General features: G+C 69.4%; 21 protein-coding genes. 9 read left to right on the plus strand and 12 right to left on the minus strand.

What is annotated here, in order from left to right:
- The first annotated feature begins 228 nt into the window (after positions 1–228).
- From AC1RGU_RS09735 to AC1RGU_RS09770, 8 genes are all read left to right on the plus strand, one after another.
- Positions 229–921 (plus strand): hypothetical protein, encoded by a 693-nt coding sequence (locus tag AC1RGU_RS09735; RefSeq protein ID WP_062472930.1) that lies wholly within the window; start codon positions 229–231, stop codon positions 919–921.
- A 78-nt stretch (positions 922–999) separates the two neighbouring features.
- Positions 1,000–2,019 (plus strand): hypothetical protein, encoded by a 1,020-nt coding sequence (locus AC1RGU_RS09740; protein ID WP_492696223.1) that lies wholly within the window; start codon positions 1,000–1,002, stop codon positions 2,017–2,019.
- Between the two features lie 23 nt (positions 2,020–2,042).
- On the plus strand, positions 2,043–2,381 hold the full coding sequence (locus AC1RGU_RS09745; protein ID WP_062480212.1) for a hypothetical protein: 339 nt from the start codon (positions 2,043–2,045) through the stop codon (positions 2,379–2,381).
- A 91-nt stretch (positions 2,382–2,472) separates the two neighbouring features.
- Positions 2,473–2,982 (plus strand): hypothetical protein, encoded by a 510-nt coding sequence (locus tag AC1RGU_RS09750; RefSeq protein WP_070060632.1) that lies wholly within the window; start codon positions 2,473–2,475, stop codon positions 2,980–2,982.
- A gap of 56 nt (positions 2,983–3,038) precedes the next feature.
- Positions 3,039–3,401 carry a GIY-YIG nuclease family protein gene (locus tag AC1RGU_RS09755; RefSeq protein WP_492696225.1) on the plus strand — a complete coding sequence of 121 codons (363 nt, stop codon included), beginning with the start codon at positions 3,039–3,041 and terminating at the stop codon, positions 3,399–3,401.
- Positions 3,398–3,838 (plus strand): MarR family winged helix-turn-helix transcriptional regulator, encoded by a 441-nt coding sequence (locus tag AC1RGU_RS09760; RefSeq protein WP_492696227.1) that lies wholly within the window; start codon positions 3,398–3,400, stop codon positions 3,836–3,838. Before AC1RGU_RS09755 ends, AC1RGU_RS09760 begins: the two co-directional genes overlap by 4 nt.
- 68 nt (positions 3,839–3,906) lie before the next feature.
- Positions 3,907–4,479, plus strand: coding sequence for a DUF2239 family protein (locus AC1RGU_RS09765; RefSeq protein ID WP_070060635.1), 573 nt, complete (start codon positions 3,907–3,909; stop codon positions 4,477–4,479).
- Entirely contained in the window at positions 4,476–5,915 is a 1,440-nt protein-coding gene (locus AC1RGU_RS09770) for an MATE family efflux transporter (protein ID WP_070060636.1), read from the plus strand. Before AC1RGU_RS09765 ends, AC1RGU_RS09770 begins: the two co-directional genes overlap by 4 nt.
- 18 nt (positions 5,916–5,933) lie before the next feature.
- On the opposite strand, the gene AC1RGU_RS09775 is transcribed toward AC1RGU_RS09770, so the two are convergent.
- On the minus strand, positions 5,934–6,410 hold the full coding sequence (locus AC1RGU_RS09775) for a VOC family protein (RefSeq protein WP_492696229.1): 477 nt from the start codon (positions 6,408–6,410) through the stop codon (positions 5,934–5,936).
- Between the two features lie 285 nt (positions 6,411–6,695).
- Between AC1RGU_RS09775 and AC1RGU_RS09780 the strand changes: the two genes are divergently transcribed.
- Positions 6,696–7,892, plus strand: coding sequence for a serine hydrolase domain-containing protein (locus tag AC1RGU_RS09780; RefSeq protein WP_492696456.1), 1,197 nt, complete (start codon positions 6,696–6,698; stop codon positions 7,890–7,892).
- 6 nt (positions 7,893–7,898) lie between these two features.
- On the opposite strand, the gene AC1RGU_RS09785 is transcribed toward AC1RGU_RS09780, so the two are convergent.
- From AC1RGU_RS09785 to AC1RGU_RS09835, 11 genes are all read right to left on the minus strand, one after another.
- A complete protein-coding gene (locus tag AC1RGU_RS09785) occupies positions 7,899–10,313 on the minus strand; it encodes a TonB-dependent siderophore receptor (protein WP_492696231.1) in 2,415 nt (804 codons plus the stop codon).
- Positions 10,314–10,416: 103 nt separating this feature from the next.
- Entirely contained in the window at positions 10,417–11,433 is a 1,017-nt protein-coding gene (locus tag AC1RGU_RS09790; RefSeq protein WP_492696233.1) for a FecR family protein, read from the minus strand.
- Positions 11,434–11,514: 81 nt separating this feature from the next.
- The gene (locus AC1RGU_RS09795) at positions 11,515–12,024 is read right to left on the minus strand and encodes an RNA polymerase sigma factor (RefSeq protein WP_492696235.1); all 510 of its coding nucleotides are present in this window, start codon (positions 12,022–12,024) and stop codon (positions 11,515–11,517) included.
- A gap of 211 nt (positions 12,025–12,235) precedes the next feature.
- Positions 12,236–13,672 carry a PAN domain-containing protein gene (locus AC1RGU_RS09800; protein WP_492696236.1) on the minus strand — a complete coding sequence of 479 codons (1,437 nt, stop codon included), beginning with the start codon at positions 13,670–13,672 and terminating at the stop codon, positions 12,236–12,238.
- Positions 13,673–13,856: 184 nt separating this feature from the next.
- Positions 13,857–15,341, minus strand: coding sequence for a flavin-containing monooxygenase (locus AC1RGU_RS09805; protein ID WP_492696237.1), 1,485 nt, complete (start codon positions 15,339–15,341; stop codon positions 13,857–13,859).
- A 19-nt stretch (positions 15,342–15,360) separates the two neighbouring features.
- Positions 15,361–16,971: an MFS transporter gene (locus tag AC1RGU_RS09810; protein ID WP_492696239.1), complete on the minus strand. Its 1,611-nt coding sequence runs from the start codon at positions 16,969–16,971 to the stop codon at positions 15,361–15,363.
- Positions 16,972–17,033: 62 nt separating this feature from the next.
- A complete protein-coding gene (locus AC1RGU_RS09815) occupies positions 17,034–17,660 on the minus strand; it encodes a PqiC family protein (RefSeq protein WP_369647046.1) in 627 nt (208 codons plus the stop codon).
- The gene (locus tag AC1RGU_RS09820) at positions 17,657–19,318 is read right to left on the minus strand and encodes a PqiB family protein (protein WP_070060642.1); all 1,662 of its coding nucleotides are present in this window, start codon (positions 19,316–19,318) and stop codon (positions 17,657–17,659) included. The genes AC1RGU_RS09815 and AC1RGU_RS09820 overlap by 4 nt, the downstream gene beginning before the upstream one ends.
- On the minus strand, positions 19,315–20,052 hold the full coding sequence (locus AC1RGU_RS09825; RefSeq protein WP_492696457.1) for a paraquat-inducible protein A: 738 nt from the start codon (positions 20,050–20,052) through the stop codon (positions 19,315–19,317). The genes AC1RGU_RS09820 and AC1RGU_RS09825 overlap by 4 nt, the downstream gene beginning before the upstream one ends.
- A gap of 2 nt (positions 20,053–20,054) precedes the next feature.
- The gene (locus tag AC1RGU_RS09830) at positions 20,055–20,699 is read right to left on the minus strand and encodes a paraquat-inducible protein A (protein ID WP_062480238.1); all 645 of its coding nucleotides are present in this window, start codon (positions 20,697–20,699) and stop codon (positions 20,055–20,057) included.
- Between the two features lie 20 nt (positions 20,700–20,719).
- The gene (locus AC1RGU_RS09835) at positions 20,720–22,150 is read right to left on the minus strand and encodes an MFS transporter (protein WP_492696240.1); all 1,431 of its coding nucleotides are present in this window, start codon (positions 22,148–22,150) and stop codon (positions 20,720–20,722) included.
- Between the last annotated feature and the right edge of the window lies 1 nt (position 22,151).

A 22,151-nucleotide genomic window follows, 5' to 3' on the forward strand; every position in this document is an offset into this window, starting at 1 on the left:
AGGGGAACAGGGCCTAGAACCGGCTCTCTGCCAACGCCCAAAACGCCCTCGGACATTGCTTTCGCCATAGCCTTGCACTACCCAGCCTGAGGCATTTTTCGATCCCTTCCCCCCGCTGAAACTGCATCCCGGTCGCAACGGAATCCATTCAATCCGTGCTCGCTGACCGTCGCTGATGGCCGGATTCCCCGGCGATCGGGTTCGTTTCAACACTATCGAGGAAGCATCATGAAGAAGACTCTTATCGCCATGGCAGTGGTTCTCGTGGCTGGCATCGGGACCGCAACCGGCAGCAGCGTGGCGCTCGCCGTCACCAACACCACGACCGGCTCCTCCAGCTCGGCAGGCTCGGTCGCCGCCAGCTCCGGAACGGGCAGCGCACTGAGCTACAACGCAGCCAGTTCCACCTCGTCGGCCACGGCCAACGCGGCGGGCGGCGCAGCAGGCAATGCCTTCCTGCGCGTCGGCGGCGCCACCGCCAGCGGCTCGGCCACCACGCAAGGACGCGTGACCAGCGTGGCAGCAACGACCGGCAACGGCGTGGCTGCAGGCGGTGCGAACGCACAGGCCAATGCGACCTCGAGCGCCAATGCGAACTACGCCGGCGGCGGCGCCAACCCCGTGAGCGGCTCTGCAGGCGGCGCAGCCGGCTCCACCACCAACAACACCGCAGCCACCGCTGCAGGTCCTGGCGGCGGCCTGGCCGTGGTGACGCGCACCTCGGGCACGACGGCCGGCTTCAGCGCCAATTCGGGCGCGGTCAACGGCATCGTCAACGGCACGACGACCTCGGCCACGTCGGGCTCGACCGGCGGTTCCACGGGCGTCATCAACTTCGCCGTGGGCAACGCAGCGGGCTTCAGCAACGGTGGCGGCACCGCCGGTGGCGCGATCTCCGGCGCAACGGCCAACGCTCCCTGAGCGATCCGGACCATCGGTTGTTGGACCAGAAACGGGGAGGGGCACGCCCCTCCCCTGCTTCCCAAAGGAGTCGAAAAAATGAAAACATTGATTGCCCTGACCTTGCTGGGCCTGTCCGCCGGCGCCTTGGCGCAGACCACGGCGGGTGGCGCCAACAACCAGTCGCAGAGTTCAGCCACCACCAACGCCCAGGGCAACACCCAGGCGGTGAATTTCAACAGCTCCGCCCCCTCGGAAGTCACCTCCCGGGCCACGGTGGACAGCAACAGCACACAGAACATCAACAACACGGGCGCGACGACCAGCACCGTCGACTACCGTGGCAGCTACACCGTCAAGAACGTGCCCTCCGTGAGCGGCCCGAACCTGACGACCAGCAATGACACCTGCATGGGCAGCACCAGCGCCAGCGCCAACGGCGCAGGGGTCGGGCTGAGCTTCGGCACCACCTGGACGGACGAACACTGCAAGCGCCTGAAGATGAGCCGCGAGCTCTGGAACAAGGGCATGAAGGCAGCGTCGCTGGCCATGGACTGCATGGACCCGGCGGCCCAGGCGGCCCTGGAGATGACCGGCTCGAAGTGCCCGCAGTCGATGACCGCCGAAGAACGCGTGAGCGCGTTCGGACCGCAGGCCTCGTCGGCCGGCGCGCCCGTGGCGGCACGTCCGGCGGCGCCGGTAGCGCCCGTGGCCGCGGCTCCAGCACCTGCGCCGGCCCCCGTGGCGGTGGCCGTGCCGCAGCCGGTGGCGCCCGTGGCACCTGCGGCGCCTGTCGCGTTGGCGCCCGCGCCGGTCGTGGCGGTGCAGCAGCCCGCCGCACCGGCCACGCTGGTCGAGGCGATGCCCATGGCAGCCCCGGCGCAGGAACAGCCGGCGCCGCAACCCGCGCCGGCCGCGACCGCCGTCCCGGTGTCCGCGCCGGAAGTGGCACCGGCCCCCGTGGCCGCAGCGCCCGCCGAGGAAGCCGCGGCACCTGCGGCGGAGCCGGCCCCGGTCATGGCGAGCGCCGTGGCCCCGCAGCCGGACATCCTGGAAGCGCGCATCACGCGCCGCCTGCCGGCTGACGAGGTGGCTTCGGCACCGGCCGACGCGCAATGAGGCCGGCTCTGGAGTCCATCACCATGAACACCAGGACCGTTCCTCTCTGGCTGGCCGCCTGTTGCGTGGCGACGGCGTCGGTCGCCGCCACGCCGATCATCCGCATCGAGCGGATGCCCATGGGCAGCGGCCTGCAGAACGCCAGCGGCACGGAGAACGCCGAGCCGGTGGGCGACTACGGCGTCTGGCACGTGCCGCAGTACATGCCGGGGTTCCCGACCTCGGCCACCATCTGGCCGCGCGTCGTGATCATCCAGTGCAACGTCACGCGGTGCAGCGGCTACGAAGTGACGCCCGAACTGGGCCGGGGCGAGTACCTGTTCTTCCGGCCCGCCGAAGACAGCAGCGTCGGCCGCAAATAGACAGGCGCGCAGACCCCGCTTTTTCGAACGATGCGCCGCCGGGTCCGCAAGGTCCCGGCGGCGCGCGGCCATGTGCGTATACCCTTCGCGCATGCACAACCCCCTCGTGCGCGCCTTGCGCGCCCTGTTTCGCGCCGTTGCCACCACGATCCTCGTGCCGGTGCTGCTGTTCGAGGAGTGGGGCTGGGCCCCGCTCGCGGCGCTGGTCGCGCGGCTGGCGCGCCTGCCCTTCTGGGCGCGGCTCGAGAACCTGCTGCGCGCGCTGCCGCCCTGGGGCGCGCTGCTGGCGTTCTTCGTGCCGATGCTGCTGCTCTTTCCGGTGAAGCTGCTGGCGCTGTTCCTGTTCGGCCGCGGCCACGCGTTCAGCGGCATGGCCGTGCTGCTGCTGGCCAAGCTCGCGGGCACGGCCGTGGTCGCGCGGATCTTCCAGCTGGTCGAGGGCTCGCTGATGCGGCTGGCCTGGTTCGCCCGCTGGTACCCGCGCTGGAAAGCATGGAAAGACAGCGTGCTGACACGGGTGCGCGAAAGCCGTCCCTGGCGGATCGTGCGTGCGGTGCACCGGCGGGTGCTGCGCGGCTGGCATCGGCTGCGCGCCGAGTAAATCTATTTTTACCCGGGTGTATTGTGTTTTATATTTTGCCCGGGTAATATTTGGAGATGAATCCATCTCCTTCCACCCGACGTACCCTCGTCAAGCAATACAAGGACAGCGTGCGCCCCGCCGGCGTCTTCGTGATCCGCAACCTGATGGACGGCCGCGTCTACGTGGCCGGCAGCCTCGACGTCGAAGGCGCCATGAACCGCGCCCGCTTCGAGTTGAATCTGCGCTCGCACCGCAACAAGGCATTGCAGCGCGACTGGGTGGCGCAGGGCGCGACGCACTTCGGCTTCGAGGTGATCGACCGGGTGAAGGAGCGCGACGACCCCGCCTTCGACCGCGCGGCGGAGCTGGAAAAGCTGCTGGAACTCTGGCGCGAGGAACTCCAGTGCACCACTGACAAGGGCTACAACACGCCATGAGCACCGACGCACTGGGCTTTTGCCTCGACCTCGGCCGCGCCCACGCCAGCCTGAGCCTCAAACTCAACGAAGACCTGGGCGCCTTCCATGGGCTGGACTACGACGACTTCACCCTGCTCCACCTGTTGCTGCGCGCCGGCAACGGCGCCATGCCGATGGCCGAGCTTGCGCACACGCTGGGGTTGCCAATGTCGGCGCTCATCCGCAAGATGGTGCTGCTCGAAAAGACCGGCCTGGCAGAGCGCACGACGGGAACCGATGGCGACCCCCGGCGCCATGCGAATATTCGCAGCGGCGGAAAGAAGTTGATGCAAGCCGCCATCACCACCGTCGAAGCGATCTGCGTCGATGCCGTGAAATCGCTGGACCCGCAACGCCTGCCAGACCTGCATGCCGCGCTGCGGGTGCTGTGCGATCACGACACGCCGCACGCCTGAACCGTCCTGCGGGTAGATTACGAACCTCGTTTCGTTCCGCCCGGATCGACAACCCAAAAAGAATTTGCATGTCACCCGACGAACTACCGACCACATTCACTGCGTTTGCCGGCTTCCAGCGCGTCGCCGCCGGCACCAAGGCCCAGGTGCTCACGCAACTGCGCGAGCGCGGCGACGCCGCCACCTGCCTCGTGTTCGACGATCAGACCGGCGAGCAGCTCGATGTCGACCTGCGCGACCCGAAAGCCATCGAAACCTCCGCGCTCGAAGCCGAGAAACACGAAGACGCACCGCGCGGCGTCGGCCGTCCGCGCCTGGGCGTGGTGGCGCGCGAAGTCACGCTGCTGCCGCGTCACTGGGACTGGCTCGGCCGCCAGCCGGGTGGCGCCTCGGTGGCGCTGCGCAAGCTGGTCGACGACGCACGCCACGTGCACGCCGACCGCGACACGGTGCGCGCCGCGCGCGAAGCCACCTACCGCTTCATGACCGCCATCGCAGGCAACCTGCCCGGCTTCGAGGAAGCCACGCGCGCGTTGTTCGCGGGCGAGCATCAGCGCTTCAGCGACCTCGTGGAACCCTGGCCCACCGACCTGCGCGTGCACCTGCACAAGCTGTCGGCCGGTGGCTGGGGTGCTGCATGAGCGCGGCGCCCGACAGCAGCAGCACCACCTCCACCAGCCCCGGCAACCCGAGCGGACTGCGCGGCGTGCCCGTGGCGCCGGTGGGTGCGCCGCGTCCGCTGTGGAAGGTGTTCCTGTTCTTCCTGGCGCCGATGTTGCTCAGCAACATCCTGCAGTCGCTCTCCGGCACCATCAACAACGTCTACGTCGGGCAGATGCTAGGCGTGAGCGCGCTGGCGGCGGTGTCGAGCTTCTTCCCGGTGATGTTCTTCTTCATCGCCTTCATCATCGGCCTGGGCGCGGGCGCCTCCGTGCTCATCGGCCAGGCCTGGGGCGCGCGCGACGCGGCCAAGGCCAAGGCGGTGGCGGGCACCACGCTCACGGTGGGCCTGCTGCTGGGCCTGGCGATTGCGGTGTTCGGGGGCCTGTTCACCACGCCGATGCTGGCCATGCTGGGCACGCCGCCCGACGTGCTGGCCGACTCCACGCGCTACGCCCGCATCATGCTGATCGCGATGCCCGGCGTGTTCCTGTTCCTGCTGGCCACGGCCATGCTGCGCGGCGTGGGCGACACCATCACGCCGCTGCTGACGCTGCTGATTTCCACGGCCATCGGCCTGGTGGTCACGCCCGCGCTCATCCGCGGCTGGGGCGGGTTGCCGCAACTGGGCGTGGCGGCCGGCGCGTGGGCCTCGGTGCTGTCGTTCGCGGTCGCGACCACGTGGCTGGGCTTCCGGCTGCGCCAGAAAAAGAGCCCGCTCGCCCCCGACGCGGAGTTCGTGCGCTGCCTGCGCATCCAGCCGCAGCTGCTGAAGGCGGTGCTGAAGATCGGCGTGCCCACCGGCGTGCAGATGATCGTGGTGGCGCTGGCCGAAGTGGTGCTGCTGTCGATGGTCAACAGCTACGGCTCCAACGCCACGGCCGCCTACGGCGCGGTGAACCAGGTGGTGGCCTACGTGCAGTTCCCGGCCATCTCGATCGCCATCACCACGTCGATCCTCGGCGCGCAGGCCATCGGCGCGGGCCGCGCCAACCGGCTTGGCGCGATCGTGCAGACCGCGCTGGGCATGAACCTCGTGCTGACGGGCGGGCTGGTGCTGCTGGGCTACCTGTTCTCGCGTCCGCTGATGGGCTTCTTCATCACCAGCGCGCCGGTGATCGAGATCGCGCAGAACCTGCTGCACATCATGCTGTGGAGCCTGGTGCTGTTCGGCATGGCCTCGGCGATCTCGGGGATCATGCGCGCCAGCGGCTCGGTGCTGGTGCCGACGCTGATCTCGATCGTCTGCATCCTGGGCGTCGAAGTGCCGGTGGCCTGGCTCATGAGCCGTCATTTCGGCATGGGCCTGGACGGGATCTGGGTCGCCTACCCGGTGACCTTCGGCGCGATGCTGCTGCTGCAGACCGCGTACTACCGCCTGGTGTGGCGCAAGAAGCCGATCGGCCGGCTGGTCTGATCAGTGCCTCGGCGGGGGTCACTCCCCGTCGAAGGCCTTCTTCACCGTGGCGATGTCGAGCTTGATCATCTTCATCATGGCCGCCATCGCGCGGGCCGCCTTGGCCGCATCCTTGTCCTGGAACATGCGAATGAGCGGCATCGGCGTGACCTGCCACGACACGCCGAAGCGGTCGGTGAGCCAGCCGCACTGCACGGGCTGGCCGCCGCCCTCGAGCAGCTTGTCCCAGTAGTGGTCGACCTCCTCCTGCGTCTCGCAGGTCACGATGAGCGAGATGGCCGGCGTGATCTTGTACTCGGGCCCGCCGTTGAGCACCATGAACGACTGCCCGTCGAGCTCGAAGGTCGCGGTGAGCAGCTGGCCCTTCTTGGCTGGATTCACATCGCCCCAGAGCAGCGTGTCGGTGAGGCGCGACTTCGGAAAGATGGCGGTGTAGAAATTGACCGCCTCCTCGCCGTTGCCGTCGAACCAGAGGCAGGGAATGATCTTCTGCATGGAATCTCCTTGGGTTGAATGATGAACTGAAGGGTTCAGTATCAAAGCCGAAGCGGCGCCCTGTCAACCTGCGCCGCGGCTGTCAGTGAGAAGTTCGCAGGCGGGGCCGAGGGCCACAATGGGCCGGTCCTTCGCTTCGGAACTGCCATGTTCGCCCCTTCCAGAACCCGCCTTGGCGCCCAGGCTTTGCTGAGCGCCGCGCTCGCCGCCCTGGCGGTGTCGGCCGGCGCGGCCGATGCCACCTACCCCGACGCCGCCGCCAGCGACCCCGCCCGCCTCGGCTGGATGACCGGTTCGCCGCCGCCACCCGACCGCACGCTGCGCTTCGACGACGGCAGCTATTTCCAGTTTCCGGCACTGCGCTGGAGCGTGTCGAATTTCCGCCAGCTGATGCCGACCGTGAACGTGTCGCGCGGGCTCGGTGCGCCCACCGCCCTGCCCCAGTCCTTGCGCAAGGACATCGACACGCTGCGCTTCACGCCGCTCGATGCGAAGACGCCCATGACCTGGGACGCATCGCTCGCCGCCACCTACACCGACGGCATCCTCGTGCTGCACCGCGGACGCGTGGTCTACGAGCGCTACTTCGGCGTGCTGAGAAACGACGGCCAGCACGGCGCCATGTCGGTCACCAAGTCGGTGGTCGGCACGCTGGGCGCGATGCTGGTGGCCGAAGGCACGCTCGACGCCAACAAGCCGGTGGCCCACTACGTGCCCGAACTGGCGACATCGGCCTTCGGCAACGCCACCGTGCGCCAGGTGCTCGACATGACCACGGGCCTGAAGTTCAGCGAGGACTACGCCGACCCGAAGGCCGAGGTCTGGGCCCATGCGCAGGCCGGCAACCCGTTGCCCAAGCCGAAGGACTACACCGGCCCGCGCAGCTATTACGAGTTCCTGCAGACCGTGCAGCCCGAGGGCAAACATGGCGAGGGCTTCGGCTACAAGACCGTCAACTCCGACGTGCTGGGCTGGGTGATCGCGCGCGCCACCGGCCGCACCGTGGCGCAGCTGCTGTCGGAGCGCATCTGGCGCCACCTGGGCGCCGAGCAGGACGCCTACTTCACCGTCGATTCCATCGGCACGCCCTTCGCGGGCGGCGGCCTGAACACCGGCCTGCGCGACCTCGCGCGCTTCGGCGAGATGCTGCGCAACGACGGCCGCGTGAAAGGCCGGCAGGTCGTGCCCAAGGCGGCCGTCGAAGACATCCGCCGCGGCGGCGACAAGGCCGCCTTCGTCAAGGGCGGCTACCCGCTGCTGCAGGGCTGGAGCTACCGCGACATGTGGTGGGTGACGCACAACGACCACGGCGCCTACATGGCGCGCGGCGTGCACGGCCAGCGCATCTACATCGACCCGAAGGCCGGGATGGTGATCGTGCGCTACGCCTCGCACCCGATCGCGGGCAATGCCGCGAACGACCCGGTGACGCTGCCGGCCTTCGAGGCGCTGGGGCGGCATTTGCTGCGCGCACCGCGCTGAAAGCAGTTACCAGCGGTAGGTCGCCGTGGCCGTCGCCGTGCGCGGGTAGCCGTAGTAGCAGTTGCGGTAACCGCAGTTCGCGAAGTACGTCTTGTTGGTCAGGTTGCGCAGGTTCAGCGCCAGGCTCCAGCGGTCGATGTCGTAGCCGAGCATGGCGTCGAACACCGTCGACGCAGGCACCTTGCTCGGCCACGCGGCTTCGCCGTCGCCATAGTTCGAGCCCGTGTAGCGCGCGCCCAGGCCCACCTTCACGCCGCCGGCGAAGCGGTAGTCCGCCCACACCGACAGCCGGTGGCGCGGCACGGCCGTGGCCTGCTTGCCGATCTCGCTCGTGTTGCTGCTGGCCGTGACGATGGCCCGCGGCGTGTAGCTGTACGACGCCGTGAGGTTCAGGCGCGAAGCGATCTCGGCCGTGGCCTCGAGCTCCAGGCCGCGCACCGAAATTTCGCCCGTCTGCTTGGGCATGAACTCGCCGTCGTAGCTGATGTAGTTCTTGCGCCGCAGGTCGAAGATGGCGGCGCTGTACATCGCCTTGCTGCCCGTGGGCTGGTAGCGCACGCCCGCCTCGTACTGCTTGCCGCTTTCGGGCTTGAACGGGTCGCCCGACGCCGGGTCGATGGTGGCCGTGGGCGCGAACGACTCCGAGTAGCTCAGGTACGGTGCCCAGCCGCTCGGGTGCAGGTAGACCAGGCCGGCCCGGCTGGTGAACTTGTGGTCGCGCATGCGCTGGCGCGAGCCGTCGAGGCGGCTGTCCACGGTGCTGTCGGCGGTGTCGTAGCGCCCGCCCAGCGTCAGCGTCCAGCGCTCGCCCCACTTGATCTGGTCCTGCAGGTAGACACCGGTCTGCGCGAGCCGGGTGATGCCGTCGAAGTACGGCGCGGGCCGCTCGATTGGCCCGCCGTACACCGGCGCGTAGATGTTCAGCGGCGAGGCGCTGCCGCCGCTGAAGGTGACCTGGTCGATGCGCGTGCGCTGGTAGTCCAGCCCGACCAGCACCTTGTGCTGCGTCTCGCCCAGGCGGAAATCCGCCTGCAGCTGGTTGTCGAGTGCCAGGGCGCCGATGTTCTCGCGGCTGCCGAACACGCTGCGCGACATCTGCTGGAAGTTGAGCGGGTCGTTCGGCACGTCGGGGTTCAGCGCCATGAAGCCCTTCAGCTGCGTGCCCGTGTAGTCGAGCTTCTGGTGCGCGTAGCGCGCGTTCTGCCGCACCGTGAAGGTGTCGTTGATGCGGTGCTCGAACTGGTAGCCGACCATCTGCTGGTCCTGGTCGAAGCGGTCGAAGCCGGGCTCGCCGACGAACAGTTTCGAGGGAATGGTGGTGCCGATGGCGGTCGGATCGAGCGAGCCGACCTGCGGCCGTGCGCGCGTATAGACGCCGCCGCGCGTGCGCGAGAACTGCGACAGCAAGGTGAGCGTGGTGTCGCCCGACGGCTTCCAGGTGAGCGCAGGCGCGATGTACATGCGGTCGTCGGCCTCCTTGCCTGCCGGCAGTTGCGCGTCGCGCACGAGGCCGGTGATGCGGTACAGCAGCTTGCCGTCGGCGTCGAGTGCGCCCGAGAAATCGCCCGCCACCTGCTTGCGGGCGTGGTCGCCCACCTGCAGCTGCAGCTCGCGCACGGGCTCCGCCGTGGGGCGCTTGCTGACCACGTTCACCACCCCGCCAGGGCCGCTCATGCCGTACAGCACCGACGACGGGCCGCGCAGCAACTCGATGCGTTCGGCGCCGTAGTTCTCGGTGCGCCACACGCCCCAGGTGCTGTTGTTGCGCAGCGGCAGGCCATCGAGATAGAAGCCCGGCGAATAGGCGTCGAAACCGCGCAGCGAGATCCAGTCGTAGCGCGAGTCGGCGCCGTAGGTGGTGGTCGACACGCCCGGCGTGTAGCCCAGCGCGTCCTTGAGGTTGGTGGCGCCGATGGCCTCGATGCGGTCGGCCGTGATCACCGAGATCGACTGCGGCGTCTCGATGATCGGCGTGTCGGTCTTGGTGGCGGTGGCGCTGCGCTTGGCGACATAGCCCTGCACCCGGCCAGTGGCGCTTTCTTCACTGTCGGCGATGACCGTCACGGCCGGCAGCGTGGAGGTGCCGCCCGTGGCAGGCGCGGTCTTGATGACCGCCGCATTGCCTTCCATCGTGGCCGCCAGGCCGCTGCCGGCCAGCAGCCGGTCGAGCGCCTGCCGGGCCGTGAGGCTGCCCGAGATGGCGGGCGCGGTCTTGCCCGCGACCAGGCTCTGCTGCACGACCAGCTGGATGCGGGTCTGCCGCGCCCAGTCGTTCAGCGCCTCGGCCAGCGGCTGGGCCGCGATGTGGATCGGCTGGGGCGCGCCCTGCGCCCGGGCCATCAGGGGCGCGTTCGCCAGGGCCAGTGCAACGGCCAGGGCCAGCGGCGCGGGTGTCATCTTTGTTCTCAAGCGCTTCGTCATCGAACGTCTTCCAGGTAGTGAATGCAAATGGTTCCTATCTGGGCTGACGCACGAGCCGGCGGAATCCCCGTAGTGCCGGCGAGAAATTCTTGATTCTTTTGTTTCAGGGGGCCGGCAGGATTTCCGCGACCGGGCCGGTGTCCTTCAGCCGCACCGGCAAGGCGCTGGCCAGGGCGCGCCGCAGCGTGCGCGCGTCCCGCGGGTCGAAGGTGCCGCTCAGGCGCAGGGCCGCCACAGCCGGGTCGTTCACCACCAGGCCGGTGCTGCCGTAGCGCTCCAGCTCGGCCAGCGCGCGGGCCAGCGGCGTGTCGACGAAGCTCAGGCGGTGCTCGCGCCAGGGCGCGATGCCGTCGCGCGGCACGGCCGAGACGGCGGAGAACCGGCCCTGCGCATCGCTTTCCACCTGGCGCCCAGCGGTCAGGAAGACTTCGCTCGTCGCATCCGGCGCCCGGCGCACCACGCGCACCTTGCCCTCTTCCACCGACACCCGCGTGCCGTCGGCGCCCGGCATGCCAGGGGTGTGGCGCACGGCGAAACGCGTGCCGACCACCCGCACGCGCAGCGGCCCGGCCAGCACGTCGAAGGGGCGTTTCGCATCGGACTGCACGGCGAACACCGCCTGCCCGTCGATCAGCGTCACCTCGCGGCGGTCGCGGAACAGGCGCACTTCGAGGCGGGTGGCGGTGTCCAGCCGCAGCCGGGAGCCGTCGGGCAGCGGCGCTTCGAGCTGCTGCCCGCGCCGGGTGGCGAAAGCCTGTTCGAACACGGGCTGGGCCTGCACATGGCGCCAGCCGAGGTAGCCGGCGCCGACCGCCATGCCGGAGGCTGCCAGTACGAAAGCCGGTTTCAGGAAGCCGCGGCGCGTGGGTGCGGCGGGCGCGCGGCCTTCGAAGCCGCTGCGCCAGCCCGCGACCGTCTCGGGCGCGATCGCGTCGAAGGCGCGCCAGCGCGACTCCCATTCGCGAAACGCCTCGCCATGGCGCGCATCGGCGCCGAGCCAGGCCTGGAACGCGCGCTCGTCGGACGCGCTCCAGTGCGTGCGCTGGCGGCGGACGAACCAGTCCAGCACGTCCTGTCGCAGGCGCAGGGCTTCTTCGGACGGTGGCGACGTGAGGGTCATGACGTGGGGATCGTTCTTATGGGGGTAGACGCACGAGCGGGGTCAAACCCTGTACTGGGGCGTGTTCTGCGTTCTCTCATCTCACTGCGGCCCCCGCGTGCGCTCCAGGCACGCCCAGCACGCCTCCATCGCAATGCGCAACTGCATCTCGACCGTCCGCACCGAAATGCCCATGCGCGCAGCCACCTCGGCATACGAAAGCCCGTCGAACTTGTAGAGCACGAAGGCTTCGCGGCAGCGCGGAGGCAGCCGATCGATGGTCTCGACCATGGCCGCCATGCCCTGGCTGGACGACAGGATGGCGTCGGGCTCGAAGGTGGGCGGGCCGATGCAGTCGTCGGCGTCGGGCGGCGCGTCATTGGGCGCTGCCGTGTCGCCGCCCGCGCGCACGCGGGTGCGGCGGTGGTGGTCGGTGACGAGGTTGCGGGCCGTGCGGTACAGCAGCGCGCGCGGGTCGCGCACCACGCTGCCGGTGCGCTGCGCCTCGTACACCCGCACGTAGCTCTCCTGCGCCAGGTCGGCCGCGGTGGCGCGGTCGGGTACCTTGCGGGACAGAAAGCTCAGCAGCTCGCGGTAATAGCGTTCGAACACGGGCGCACCACAGCCGGGAAGGGTTGGTCGAAGTCCAGGGGCAGGTTGGCTTCGACACGGCGTGGCTACCTGAGAGATTCAGAACAAAAGAAAACGCGAGATTATGTGCGGGTTCAACCCGCCGATCGCCGAAGGGTAGGCATTTCGCTTGCCATGGACGGCATGCGCGCGGGCTACCCTCCCCTTCGGCCCCGTCCGGACTCGCCTGCCCTCAGTTCCCGCACGCCGGGTGCTTCTGCCCTTCGGTGGTGTTCGGCAGGCCCAGAAAGTCCAGGATGTGCGGCGTCGTGCCGTCCACCTGCGTCAATGCGGTACCCCCGAGGTTGCCCAGGCAGTAGCTGGGCTTGAGCGGGTTCTGGTGGTTGTTGTTCAGGATCAGCAGCGTGTCGCGTTCGGCCGCCGTCTGCCCGCCGTGGCTGCTGCCGGTGCCGCCGTGGTCGGAGGTGACGACGATCAGCCATTCCTCGTTCGCGTAGTTCGGTCGCGACGTGAGCGCCGTGAGCACCTGCTGGATCTGCTGGTCTTCGCCGGCGATCTTGCCCTGGTAGTAGGCATTGAGCGGGTCGTAGCTCGGCGCGTGGACGTCCACGTTGTGCAGGTAGTAGAAGATGGCCGTCGGCGGGTGCTTCCAGCTCAGCCAGCCTTTCACCGCATCGGTGGCCTGCTGCGAGTTCTTGGCTGCGTTGGCGACCACGAAGTCGGCCAGCGCCGGGCGCAGGTTGTGGGTGATGTTGAACCAGTCGCCCACCACCGCCGTCGTGGCCGTCGGCCAGGCCGCCTTGATCTGGTCGAACACGTGCGTCTTCTTCAGCGGCAAGGTGGTGGTGTTCGAGGTCACGCCGTGCTTGTCGGCCCAGAAGCCGGTGAACACCGACGACCAGCCGGGCCCGCTCACGGTCGCCTGCTTGGTGCCGCCCGCCAGCACGTTGCCGTGGAAGGCACCGCCGGCGATCAGCGCCGACATCGCCGGCGTCTGCACGCAGCCCGCGCACTGGATGGCGTCGCCGCGCAGGCCGTCGATGCCGATCAGCAGGATGTGCTTGTTGCCGGGCACGGGGTTGGGAACGCCCTCGCCCGCGATCAGCGAGTAGTGGTCGTAGGGGTTGCCGACGTAGTCGGTCTTCAGGCCGCCGATGTCGCTGGCGCGCTTGTCGCTCAGGTCGCAGCGCTGGTTGGTCTTGTGGTAATCGAAGGACTTGCACCACGACGAGCGGCTCGCGTCGGTGCAGGCGTTGGCGCAGTCGGCGGGCGTCACGGCCTGCAGGGCCTCGGTGTTGTAGCCGCTGATGGCCGCATTGGGCGTGCGCGCGAAAGGCTTCAGCGGATCGGGCTTGAGGCTGTAGTGGTCGTAGGGGTTGCCGGGGTAGTCGGTCTTCAGTCCGCCCACGTCGGCGGCGCGCTTGTCGCTCAGGTCGCAGCTCTGGCCCGCCTTGTTGTAGTCGAACGAGACGCACCAGGCGCCGCGTGGCGCGCCCAGGCAGGCCGACGCGCACATCTCGGGCGTCGACTGCGTCAGGTTCTCGATGTTGTTGCCGGAGATGGCCGCATTCGGCGTGGCCGCGAAAGCGTCCAGCGAGGCTGCGCTTGCATGTCCTGCCAGCGCTGCGAACAGCAGGCCCGCCAGGGATGCACGGATCGATGACTTCATGAGGTCTCCTCATCACAGGGTCGTGGGGTGATTCCCGGGCACCGCCTCGCCGTTTTTTCAGTGCGAGTGCAGCGCCGGGCGGAGTAAATCACCGCCGCCTGCCATCGATCCAATTCAAAAATCTTCGATGTTGTATTGAGCAGAGCTATACATCGCCGCGTCACGCAGCGCGGTCAGGCCGCGATCAAACCGCGCGGTTCGAGAACGCCATCACCCCGTCGTCCACGCGCCCGAGGCGCAGCAGGAGGATGTCGCGCAGGTAGTTCTGGTGCAGCTTCCACGGCGTGTGCGCGCCCTGCTTGGGAAACCTGTCGAGCGAGCGCTGCACATAGCCCGAGCTGAAATCGATCCACGGTTCGGGCGACAGGTCGGGGCCCGCGTTGTGCGGCGTGCATTGCCGCCAGCCGTGCTTGTGCATGTGGTTCAGCAGCCGGCAGACGTAGGCGCAGGTCAGGTCGCACTTGAGCGTCCACGAGGCGTTGGTGTAGCCGAAGGACGAGGCCAGGTTGGGCACGTCGCTGTACATCATGCCCTTGTAGTTGAAGGTCGCTGCGGGGTCGACGCGGCGGCCGTCCACGCTCAGTTCGATGCCGCCGAGCACCTGCAGTTCGAGACCGGTGGCGGTGACGATGATGTCGGCCTTGAGTTCGCGGCCCGACTTCAGCCGCAGGCCCTCGGGCGTGAAGGTGTCGATGTGGTCCGTGACCATCGAGGCGCGGCCCGCGTTGAGCGCTGCGAACAGGTCGCCGTCGGGCACGAGGCACAGGCGCTGGTCCCACGGGTTGTAGCGCGGCGTGAAGTGCGTGGCGACGTCGTAGCCGGGCCCGAGCGCGTGGCGCACACCGCCCAACAGCATGCGCCTGACGCGCGCCGGTTTGCGCCGCGCGAGCCGGAAGAACAGCATGCCGAGCGTCACGTTCTTCCAGCGCGTGAGGCGGTACGCGGCCATCGCCGGCAGCAGGCGCCGCAGGCGGTTGGCAATCGGGTCTTCGGCCGGGCGCGCCACCACGTAGGTCGGCGAGCGCTGCAGCAGCGTGACGTGCGCGGCGGTCTTCGCCATCGCGGGCACCAGCGTCATCGCGGTGGCACCGCTGCCGATCACGACCACGCGCCGGCCGCCGTGGTCCAGGTCGGCGGGCCAGTGCTGCGGATGGACGATGCGGCCTTTGAAGTCGGCCATGCCGGCGAAGTCGGGCGTGTAGCCTGCTTCGTAGCGGTAGTAGCCGCTGCACAGGAAGAGGAAGTTGCAGCGCCACTGCACGAGCCGTTGGTCGGGCCCCTGCTCCACGTCGACCGTCCAGCAGGCGTCGGCGCTCGACCAGGCGGCGCGCACCACGCGGTGCTGGTAGTGGATCTTGTCCTCGACGCCGTGCTGGCGCGCGGTGTCGCGCACGTACTGCAGGATCGACGGGCCGTCGGCGATCGCCTTGGCCTGCGTCCACGGGCGGAACACGTAGCCCAGCGTGTACATGTCGGAGTCGGAACGCACGCCCGGGTAGCGGAACAAGTCCCAGGTGCCGCCGCTGCGTTCGCGCCCTTCGAGGATCGCGTAGCTGCGACCCGGGCACTGCGCCTGCAGGTGGCAGGCGGCGCCGATGCCGGACAGGCCGGCACCGACGATCAGGACATCGACGTGCGGCGGCGCGACGGCCGGTTGTGCTGCTTCCATCGGTGGTTTGTCTCCTGTCTCATGGCTTGTTGTTGTCTGGCTTTTCCACGGGCGTGCGCCGGATCATCAGCCAGGCGCTGACCGCACTCAGCACGGCCAGGCCGGCGCTCAGCAGCATCACCCAGCGAAAGCCCGCGACGAAGGATTCGGCCACCGCGCGCTTCACGGCGGCGACGGTGGCCGCGTCGGCCCCCGGCGGCGCACCGGCCGCCGCCAGCCGGTCGCGCTCGGCCGCAAGAAAAGCCCGCACCTCGTCCGACGCGCCCATCGCCTGCAGCCGCTCGGCCAGCGCCGCGTCGAAGGCCCAGGCCATGATGGCGCCGAACACGGCAATCGCCAGCACCGCCGCCGCGCGCGACACCGCGTTGTTCACGCCCGAAGCCACGCCCGCGAGGTCGGGCCCCACGGCATTCATGACCGTGGTGGTGAGCGGCGCAACCGTCACCGTCATGCCGAAGCCCAGCACCACCACGGCGGGCAGGAAGCCGCTCCAGTAGCTCGCGCCCACGCCCGGCAACGCGAACAGCGCAAAGCCCACGGCCGCGATGGCCGGCCCGATGACCAGCGGCAGGCGCGGCCCGAAGCGGTCGACCAGCTGCCCGGCCCAGCCCGAGAGCGCGAACATCAGGAAGATGAACGGCAGCAGCGCCGCGCCCGCCACCGTGGCCGAGTAGCCCTGCACCTGGATCAGGTTGAGCGGAAAGAAATACAGCCCGCCGCCCAGCGCCGCATACAGCAGCAGCGTCAGCAGGTTGGCGCCACTGAAGTTGCCGATGCGCAGCAGCGACAGCGGCAGCATCGGCGTGCGCGCCCGGCGTTCGGCAATGACGAAGCCGACGCTGCCCGCGACACCGATCGCCAGCGCCGCGAGCACGGCCGGCGAACGCCAGCCTTGCGTCGGTGCCTCGATGAACGCGTAGACGATGCCGCCCAGCCCGGCGGTCGCCAGCAGCGCGCCCCACAGGTCGAGCCCGCCGCGCGCCGCGGCGCCTTTGCTCTCGGGCACGTGGCGGCGCACGATCCACAGCACCAGCAGCGCCATCGGCACGTTGATGAGAAAAGCCCAGATCCACGAGAAGTGATCGACCAGGAAGCCGCCCAGTACCGGCCCCACCGCCGCCGTGATGCCGCTGAAGCCCGACCAGGTGCCGATGGCCTTGCCGCGTTCCTTCTCGGGAAACGAGGCGCTGATGAGCGCCAGGCTGCCCGGTACCAGCAGCGCGCCTCCGACGCCTTGAATCGCGCGTGCGGCGATGAGCTGCTGCACGTCGGCCGCGAGCGCACAGCCCACTGACGACACGGCGAACACGACCACGCCGATGGCAAAGATGCGCCGCCGTCCGTAGTGGTCGCCGAGCGCGCCGCCCACCAGCAGCAGTGCCGCGAGCAACAAGGCGTAGGACTCGACCACCCATTGCGCCTGGAAGGCCGTGGCGTGCAGATCGGCCTGGATGGCAGGCAAGGCAACGTTGACCACCGTGCCGTCGATGAAGGCCATGCTCGAGCCGACGATGGCCGCGGCCAGCACCCAGGGCTTGGAGGCTTCAGGGCAGGCGCCCTCTTCTGTGGGGGGCGGAGACCCATGCAGGATCAGCGTGTCGTCGCAGGGCGCCTTGCCGATCTGTGCCATGGGGCCTCCGTTCTAGCGGATGGTGGCGTGGAGCCTTCCCCCGTCGGGGAAAGGTGAAAGCCTCAGGTCGCGCACGCCGTCGCGCCCGGGTTCGTCCGCGCCGCATTCACGCTGCGCGCCATGGCCGCCGCCGCCGCGGCCGTCACGCGCTGCGCGCCCTGCGCCAGCGCGTCCATGCCGCCGCCGGTGGCTTCGCCCGCGTCGAGGCGGCACACCAGCGTGCGCGCCTCGTCGGAGCGGCGCAGGGTCCAGGTGAAGCCGGCGTCCACGCGCCCGCCGTCCACCATCTCGAACTGGCGCACCTGCACCGCCACGCGCCACACGGGCTGCGAGGTCTGGCGGCCGCCCTGCGTGACGTCGAGCGCGCCGAGCCGGCTGGCGATGCCGCTGCCGAGTGCGTCGCGCAGTTCGTTCTCGAAGGACGAGGCCCAGCGGTGCTGTTCGAGCACGTCGACCTGCACACCGCCGGTCGGGCGGCGCACCACCATCTGCGGGCGCGCCAGCCGCTCGGGCACGGCCACGGGCGCGAGCTCGATGTACAGCGGCGCGGCGGCATCAGGAGTGCGCGGCGCCGCGTCGGTGAGCGCGGGCGGGCTGGCCAGCGTGTAGTAGCTGTCGGGCTTGCTCGCGCAGCCTGCCAGCACCAGCAACGCGGCGGCGCCCGCGAGCGCGAAGGTCGTCGTCTTCATTTCTTGTCGTCCGGTTTGCCGCGCAGCAGCGATTCGGGATGGCGTTCGAGGTAGTCGGTCAGCACGCGCACCGAACCGGCGGCGCGCGTCAGCTCGCGCAGGGTCTGGCGCATGTCCTGCTGCAGCGGCGAGTCGTCGGCCAGCGTGCGTTCGGCCGAGTTGACGGTCTTGCGCACGTCCTTCATGGCGGCGGCCAGCTCGGGCGTCACGTCGCTGTTGATGCGGCTGACGGTCTGCTCAGTGCTGGTGAGCGTCTTGTTGAGCGTGGCCAGCGTGGTGCGCAGGTCGGTGGCGATCTGCTCGTAGGGCACCTTGTTGAGCTTGGTGGCGATTTCCTGCACCTGCGACTGGATCTCGTCCAGGCCGTTGGCGATGGTCGGCAGCTCGATCGGGCTCTTCGACAGGTCGATCTTCGCGGGCGGCGCCTTCGGGAAGAAGTCGAGCGCCACGTAGACCTGGCCGGTCAGCAGGTTGCCGTTGCGCAGCTGCGCGCGCAGGCCCTTCTCGGCCAGGAAGCGCAGCCGCTCCTGCTGCGTCGCGCGCGACTCCGTGGCCTGCGCACCGGCACCGCTCTCGCGGCGGCGCAGGCGGTCGGGGTAGATCTGCACCAGCACCGGCATGCGGAACTCGCGCTCGGCGCGGTCGAACTCGACGCCGATGGATTTCACCTCGCCCAGCACCACGCCGCGGAAGTCGACCGGTGCGCCCGGCGTGAGGCCGCGCAGCGACTGGTTGAAGTACATCAGCAGCGTCTGCGAGGGACCGTCGGGCTCCTTCATGGCGGCGCTTTCGTCCTGCGCCAGCACGAAGGCCGTGTTCTCCTTGGCCAGCGGGCCCATGGCATCGTCGGGCGCCTGGAAGGCGATGCCGCCGAGCAGGATGGTGGCCAGCGACTGCGTGCGCAGCGTGAAGCCGCTGGCGCTGAGCTGCGCGTCGATGCCGCTGGCCTGCCAGAAGCGCGTGTTCATGCCGACGAACTTGTCGTACGGCGCGTTCACGAACACCCGCAGCGTGACGCCGCGGCCGTCGCCGTCGAGCTCGTAGGCTGCGACCTGCCCGACCTTGATGCGCCGGAAGTACACGGGCGAGCCGACATCGAGCGAGCCCACGTCGCGCGCGCGCAGCAGGAACTGCTGGCCCGAGTCGCCGCGCGTGACGATGGGCGGGGCTTCGAGGCCGGTGAACTCGCCCGCGGTTTCCTTCTCGACGCCCGCATCGGCGCCGATGTAGGCGCCCGACAGCAGCGTGCCCAGGCCCGAGATGCCCGAGGTGTCCAGCCGCGGCCGCACCACCCAGAAGCGCGAGTCGGCCGAGGTGAAGCCCTCGGCGTCCTTGTTGAGCTGCACCAGCACGCGCACGTGCGAGCGGTCGCGCGCCAGCCGCAGGCTCTGCACCAGGCCGATCTGCACGTCCTTGTATTTCACGGCGGTCTTGCCGGCTTCGAGGCCCTCGGCCGTCTTGAAGGTGAGCACGATTTCGGGGCCGCGCTCCATGAGGATGCGGGCCACCAGCGTCACGCCGACCAGCGCGGCGACGATGGGAATCAGCCAGATCAGCGAGGGCAGCCATTCGCGGCGGCGCGCCACTTTCGGCTTCGGCAGCGCGGGCGGGGCCGACGCTGCCGGACGGTCTTGCGGTTGCGTGTCTTCTTCACTCATGCGATTTTTTCTTCCCTGCTTTCAATGTGTCGTTCGTCCGTGTCTGCTTGCGGCACCGGGCCGTCCCACGTCAGGCGCGGGTCGAAGCTCAGCGAGGCCAGCATGGTCAGCACCACCACCGCGCCGAAGGCCGCAATGCCCACGCCCGCGGTGATGACCGCGAAGCCCTGGATCTGCACCAGCCCGGTCAGCAGCGACACCACGAACACGTCGAGCATCGACCAGCGTCCGATGATCTCGATGATGTGATACAGCTTGGCCCGCTCGCGCCGGCGCCAGTTGCTGCGTCGCTGCGCCAGCACCACAAGCAAGAGCAGTACCGCCAGCTTGAACAACGGCACCAGGAAGCTCGCGATGAACACGATGGCCGCCAGCCCCCAGGCGCCCGACACCCAGAAGTAGATGACGCCGCTCAGGATGGTGTCGTACTGCGCGCCGAACAGCGTGCGCGTGATCATCACCGGCAGCAGATTGGCCGGGATGTACATGATGCAGGCCGCGATCAGGAAGGCCCAGGTGCGGTTCAGGCTCTGCGGCTTGCGCGTGTGCAGGTGCGTGCCGCAGCGGGCGCAGGCGTCGCCATCTTCGGCATCGCGCCAGACGGCCGTGCAGTGCGTGCAGACGTGCAGGCCGAGCGCGGCGGCCGTCGGCACCGGGTTCTCGTAGTCGTGCTCGTCGTCGACCTGCGCCTCCCACGGACGTGCCGAGGCCAGGCGGGCGGGCAGCCCGCGCATGTTCATGCGCGCACCTCCGGCGCGGCTGCATCCTCTTCATCGGCTTTGCGGAAGGTCATCTCCCAGAACGCGCCGGGGTTGAACGACAGCACGGCCGTGAGCGTCACGGTGAGCGCCACGAAGGCCCACAGCGCGGGCCCCGGCACCACCGTCGCCATGCTCGACAGCTTGACGATCGCGACCAGCACGCCGAGCAGGAAGACCTCGATCATTCCCCAGGGCCGCAGCGACTGCATCATGCGCACCAGCACCGCGAAGCCCCAGGGCCGGTGCGCGCGGGCCAGCGGCACCAGCAGATAGGCCAGGATGCACAGCTGCAGCAGCGGAAACAGGATGGTCGTGGCCAGCACCAGCAGCGCCACCGGCGACATGCCCTCGGCGCTCAGCACCACCACCGCGCCGGCCAGCGTGGTCTGGCTGCGCAGGCCCTGCAGCTCGATCTCGACGATGGGAAACAGGTTGGCGATGGCGAACATGATCAGGCTCGCGACCGTCAGCGGCAGGATGCGCCGCTGCTGCGCGCCCGGGTGCCGGTCGAGCTCGGTGCCGCAGCGCGGGCACTCGGCCACGTCGCGCGGCGCCAGCGGCGTGCGGGCGTAGACCGCGTCGCAGCCCGGGCAGACCACGGTGTCAGGTACTTCCTTCATGAGGCCGTACCCTACCTTATTCAGGCATGCGGACTTGTCGTCTTCAGCCGCAGACTGCTGAAAACCGCCGCCACCGCCGCGCAGCCCGCCGCCAGCACCAGCGCCACCACCGGGCCGTGCCCGCCGTGCGGGCTCCAGACGCTGAACACCGCCGCCAGCACCACGGCCCCCAGCGTCTGCCCCGTGAGCCGCGCCGTGCCCAGCATGCCGCTGGCCGCACCACTTCGGTGCGCGGGCGGCGAACTCACGATGGTGTGGTTGTTGGGCGACTGGAACAGGCCGAAGCCCAGGCCGCACAGCGCCATGCGCCAGGCGATGTCGGCATTGCCCGGGTGCGCCGGCAGCGCCGCCAGCAGTGCCAGGCCCGTGGCCAGCAGGCCCAGGCCGATGCCGCCCAGCAGCCCGTCGGGGTAGCGCCCGATGAGCCGCCCGGCGATGGGCGCCATCACCACGATGGCCAGCGGCCACGCCGTGATCAGCAGGCCGGCCTCGATGTGGCTGCGGCCGTACACGTCGAGCAGCAGGAACGGCAGCGCGATGTAGGCCAGCATCTGCGCGCAGAACGCCGCCACCGAGGTGCCCATCGACAGCGCGAACACCGGGATGCGCAGCAGGTCGATGGGAAAGAGCGGCACCGCCTGCGTGCGCTGGCGCCGCAGGTAGACGAAGCCCACTGCCAGCCCGGCCCCCAGCGTGGCCCAGGCCGACCACGGCGTGCCCGTGGCCTGCACCCCGCCCTCGCGCACGCCCAAATGGTCCACGCCGAGGAAGACCAGCGAGAACATCAGCACGTTGAGCGTCACGTCGATCGGCGAGAAGCGCGCGCCCGCGGCCGGCGCCGCGCGGTTGAACGGCAGCGCCCGCAGGCCCAGCGCAAAGGTGACGATGCCCAGTGGCACGTTGATGGCGAAGAGCCACGGCCACGACGCCACCGACAAGATCGCTGCCGCCACCGAAGGCCCTGCCACCGACGAGGTAGCGACCACCAGCGAATTGATGGCCATGCCCCGCCCCAGCTGCGCCGAGGGGAACGTGAGCCGCACCAGCGCCGCGTTGACGCTCATGATCCCTGCCGCGCCCAGCCCCTGCAGCGCACGCGACGCGATCAGCGTGGCGAGCGAGTTGGCGAAGGTCGCGGCCAGCGACGACACGGTGAACACCGCCATGCCCACCAGGTACACGCGCCGGTAGCCCACGAGGTCGCCCAGCGAGGCCAGCGGCAGCAGCATCACCAGCGTGGCGATCTGGTAGGCGTTGACCACCCAGATGGCCTGTGCCGGCGTGGCCTGCAGCTCGCGCGCGATGCCGGGCAGCGCGAGGTTGACGATGGTGCCGTCGAGCACCGACACCGTGAGCCCGAGGATGATGACCAGCATCGCCCAGCCGCGCGCGGGCGCGGCCAGGCCGTCGAGGGGAAGCGGCTTGGCGTCGCTTGCTGCGGCGGCCGTCATG

Source organism: Variovorax sp. GW823-FHT02B07 (assembly GCF_058797695.1).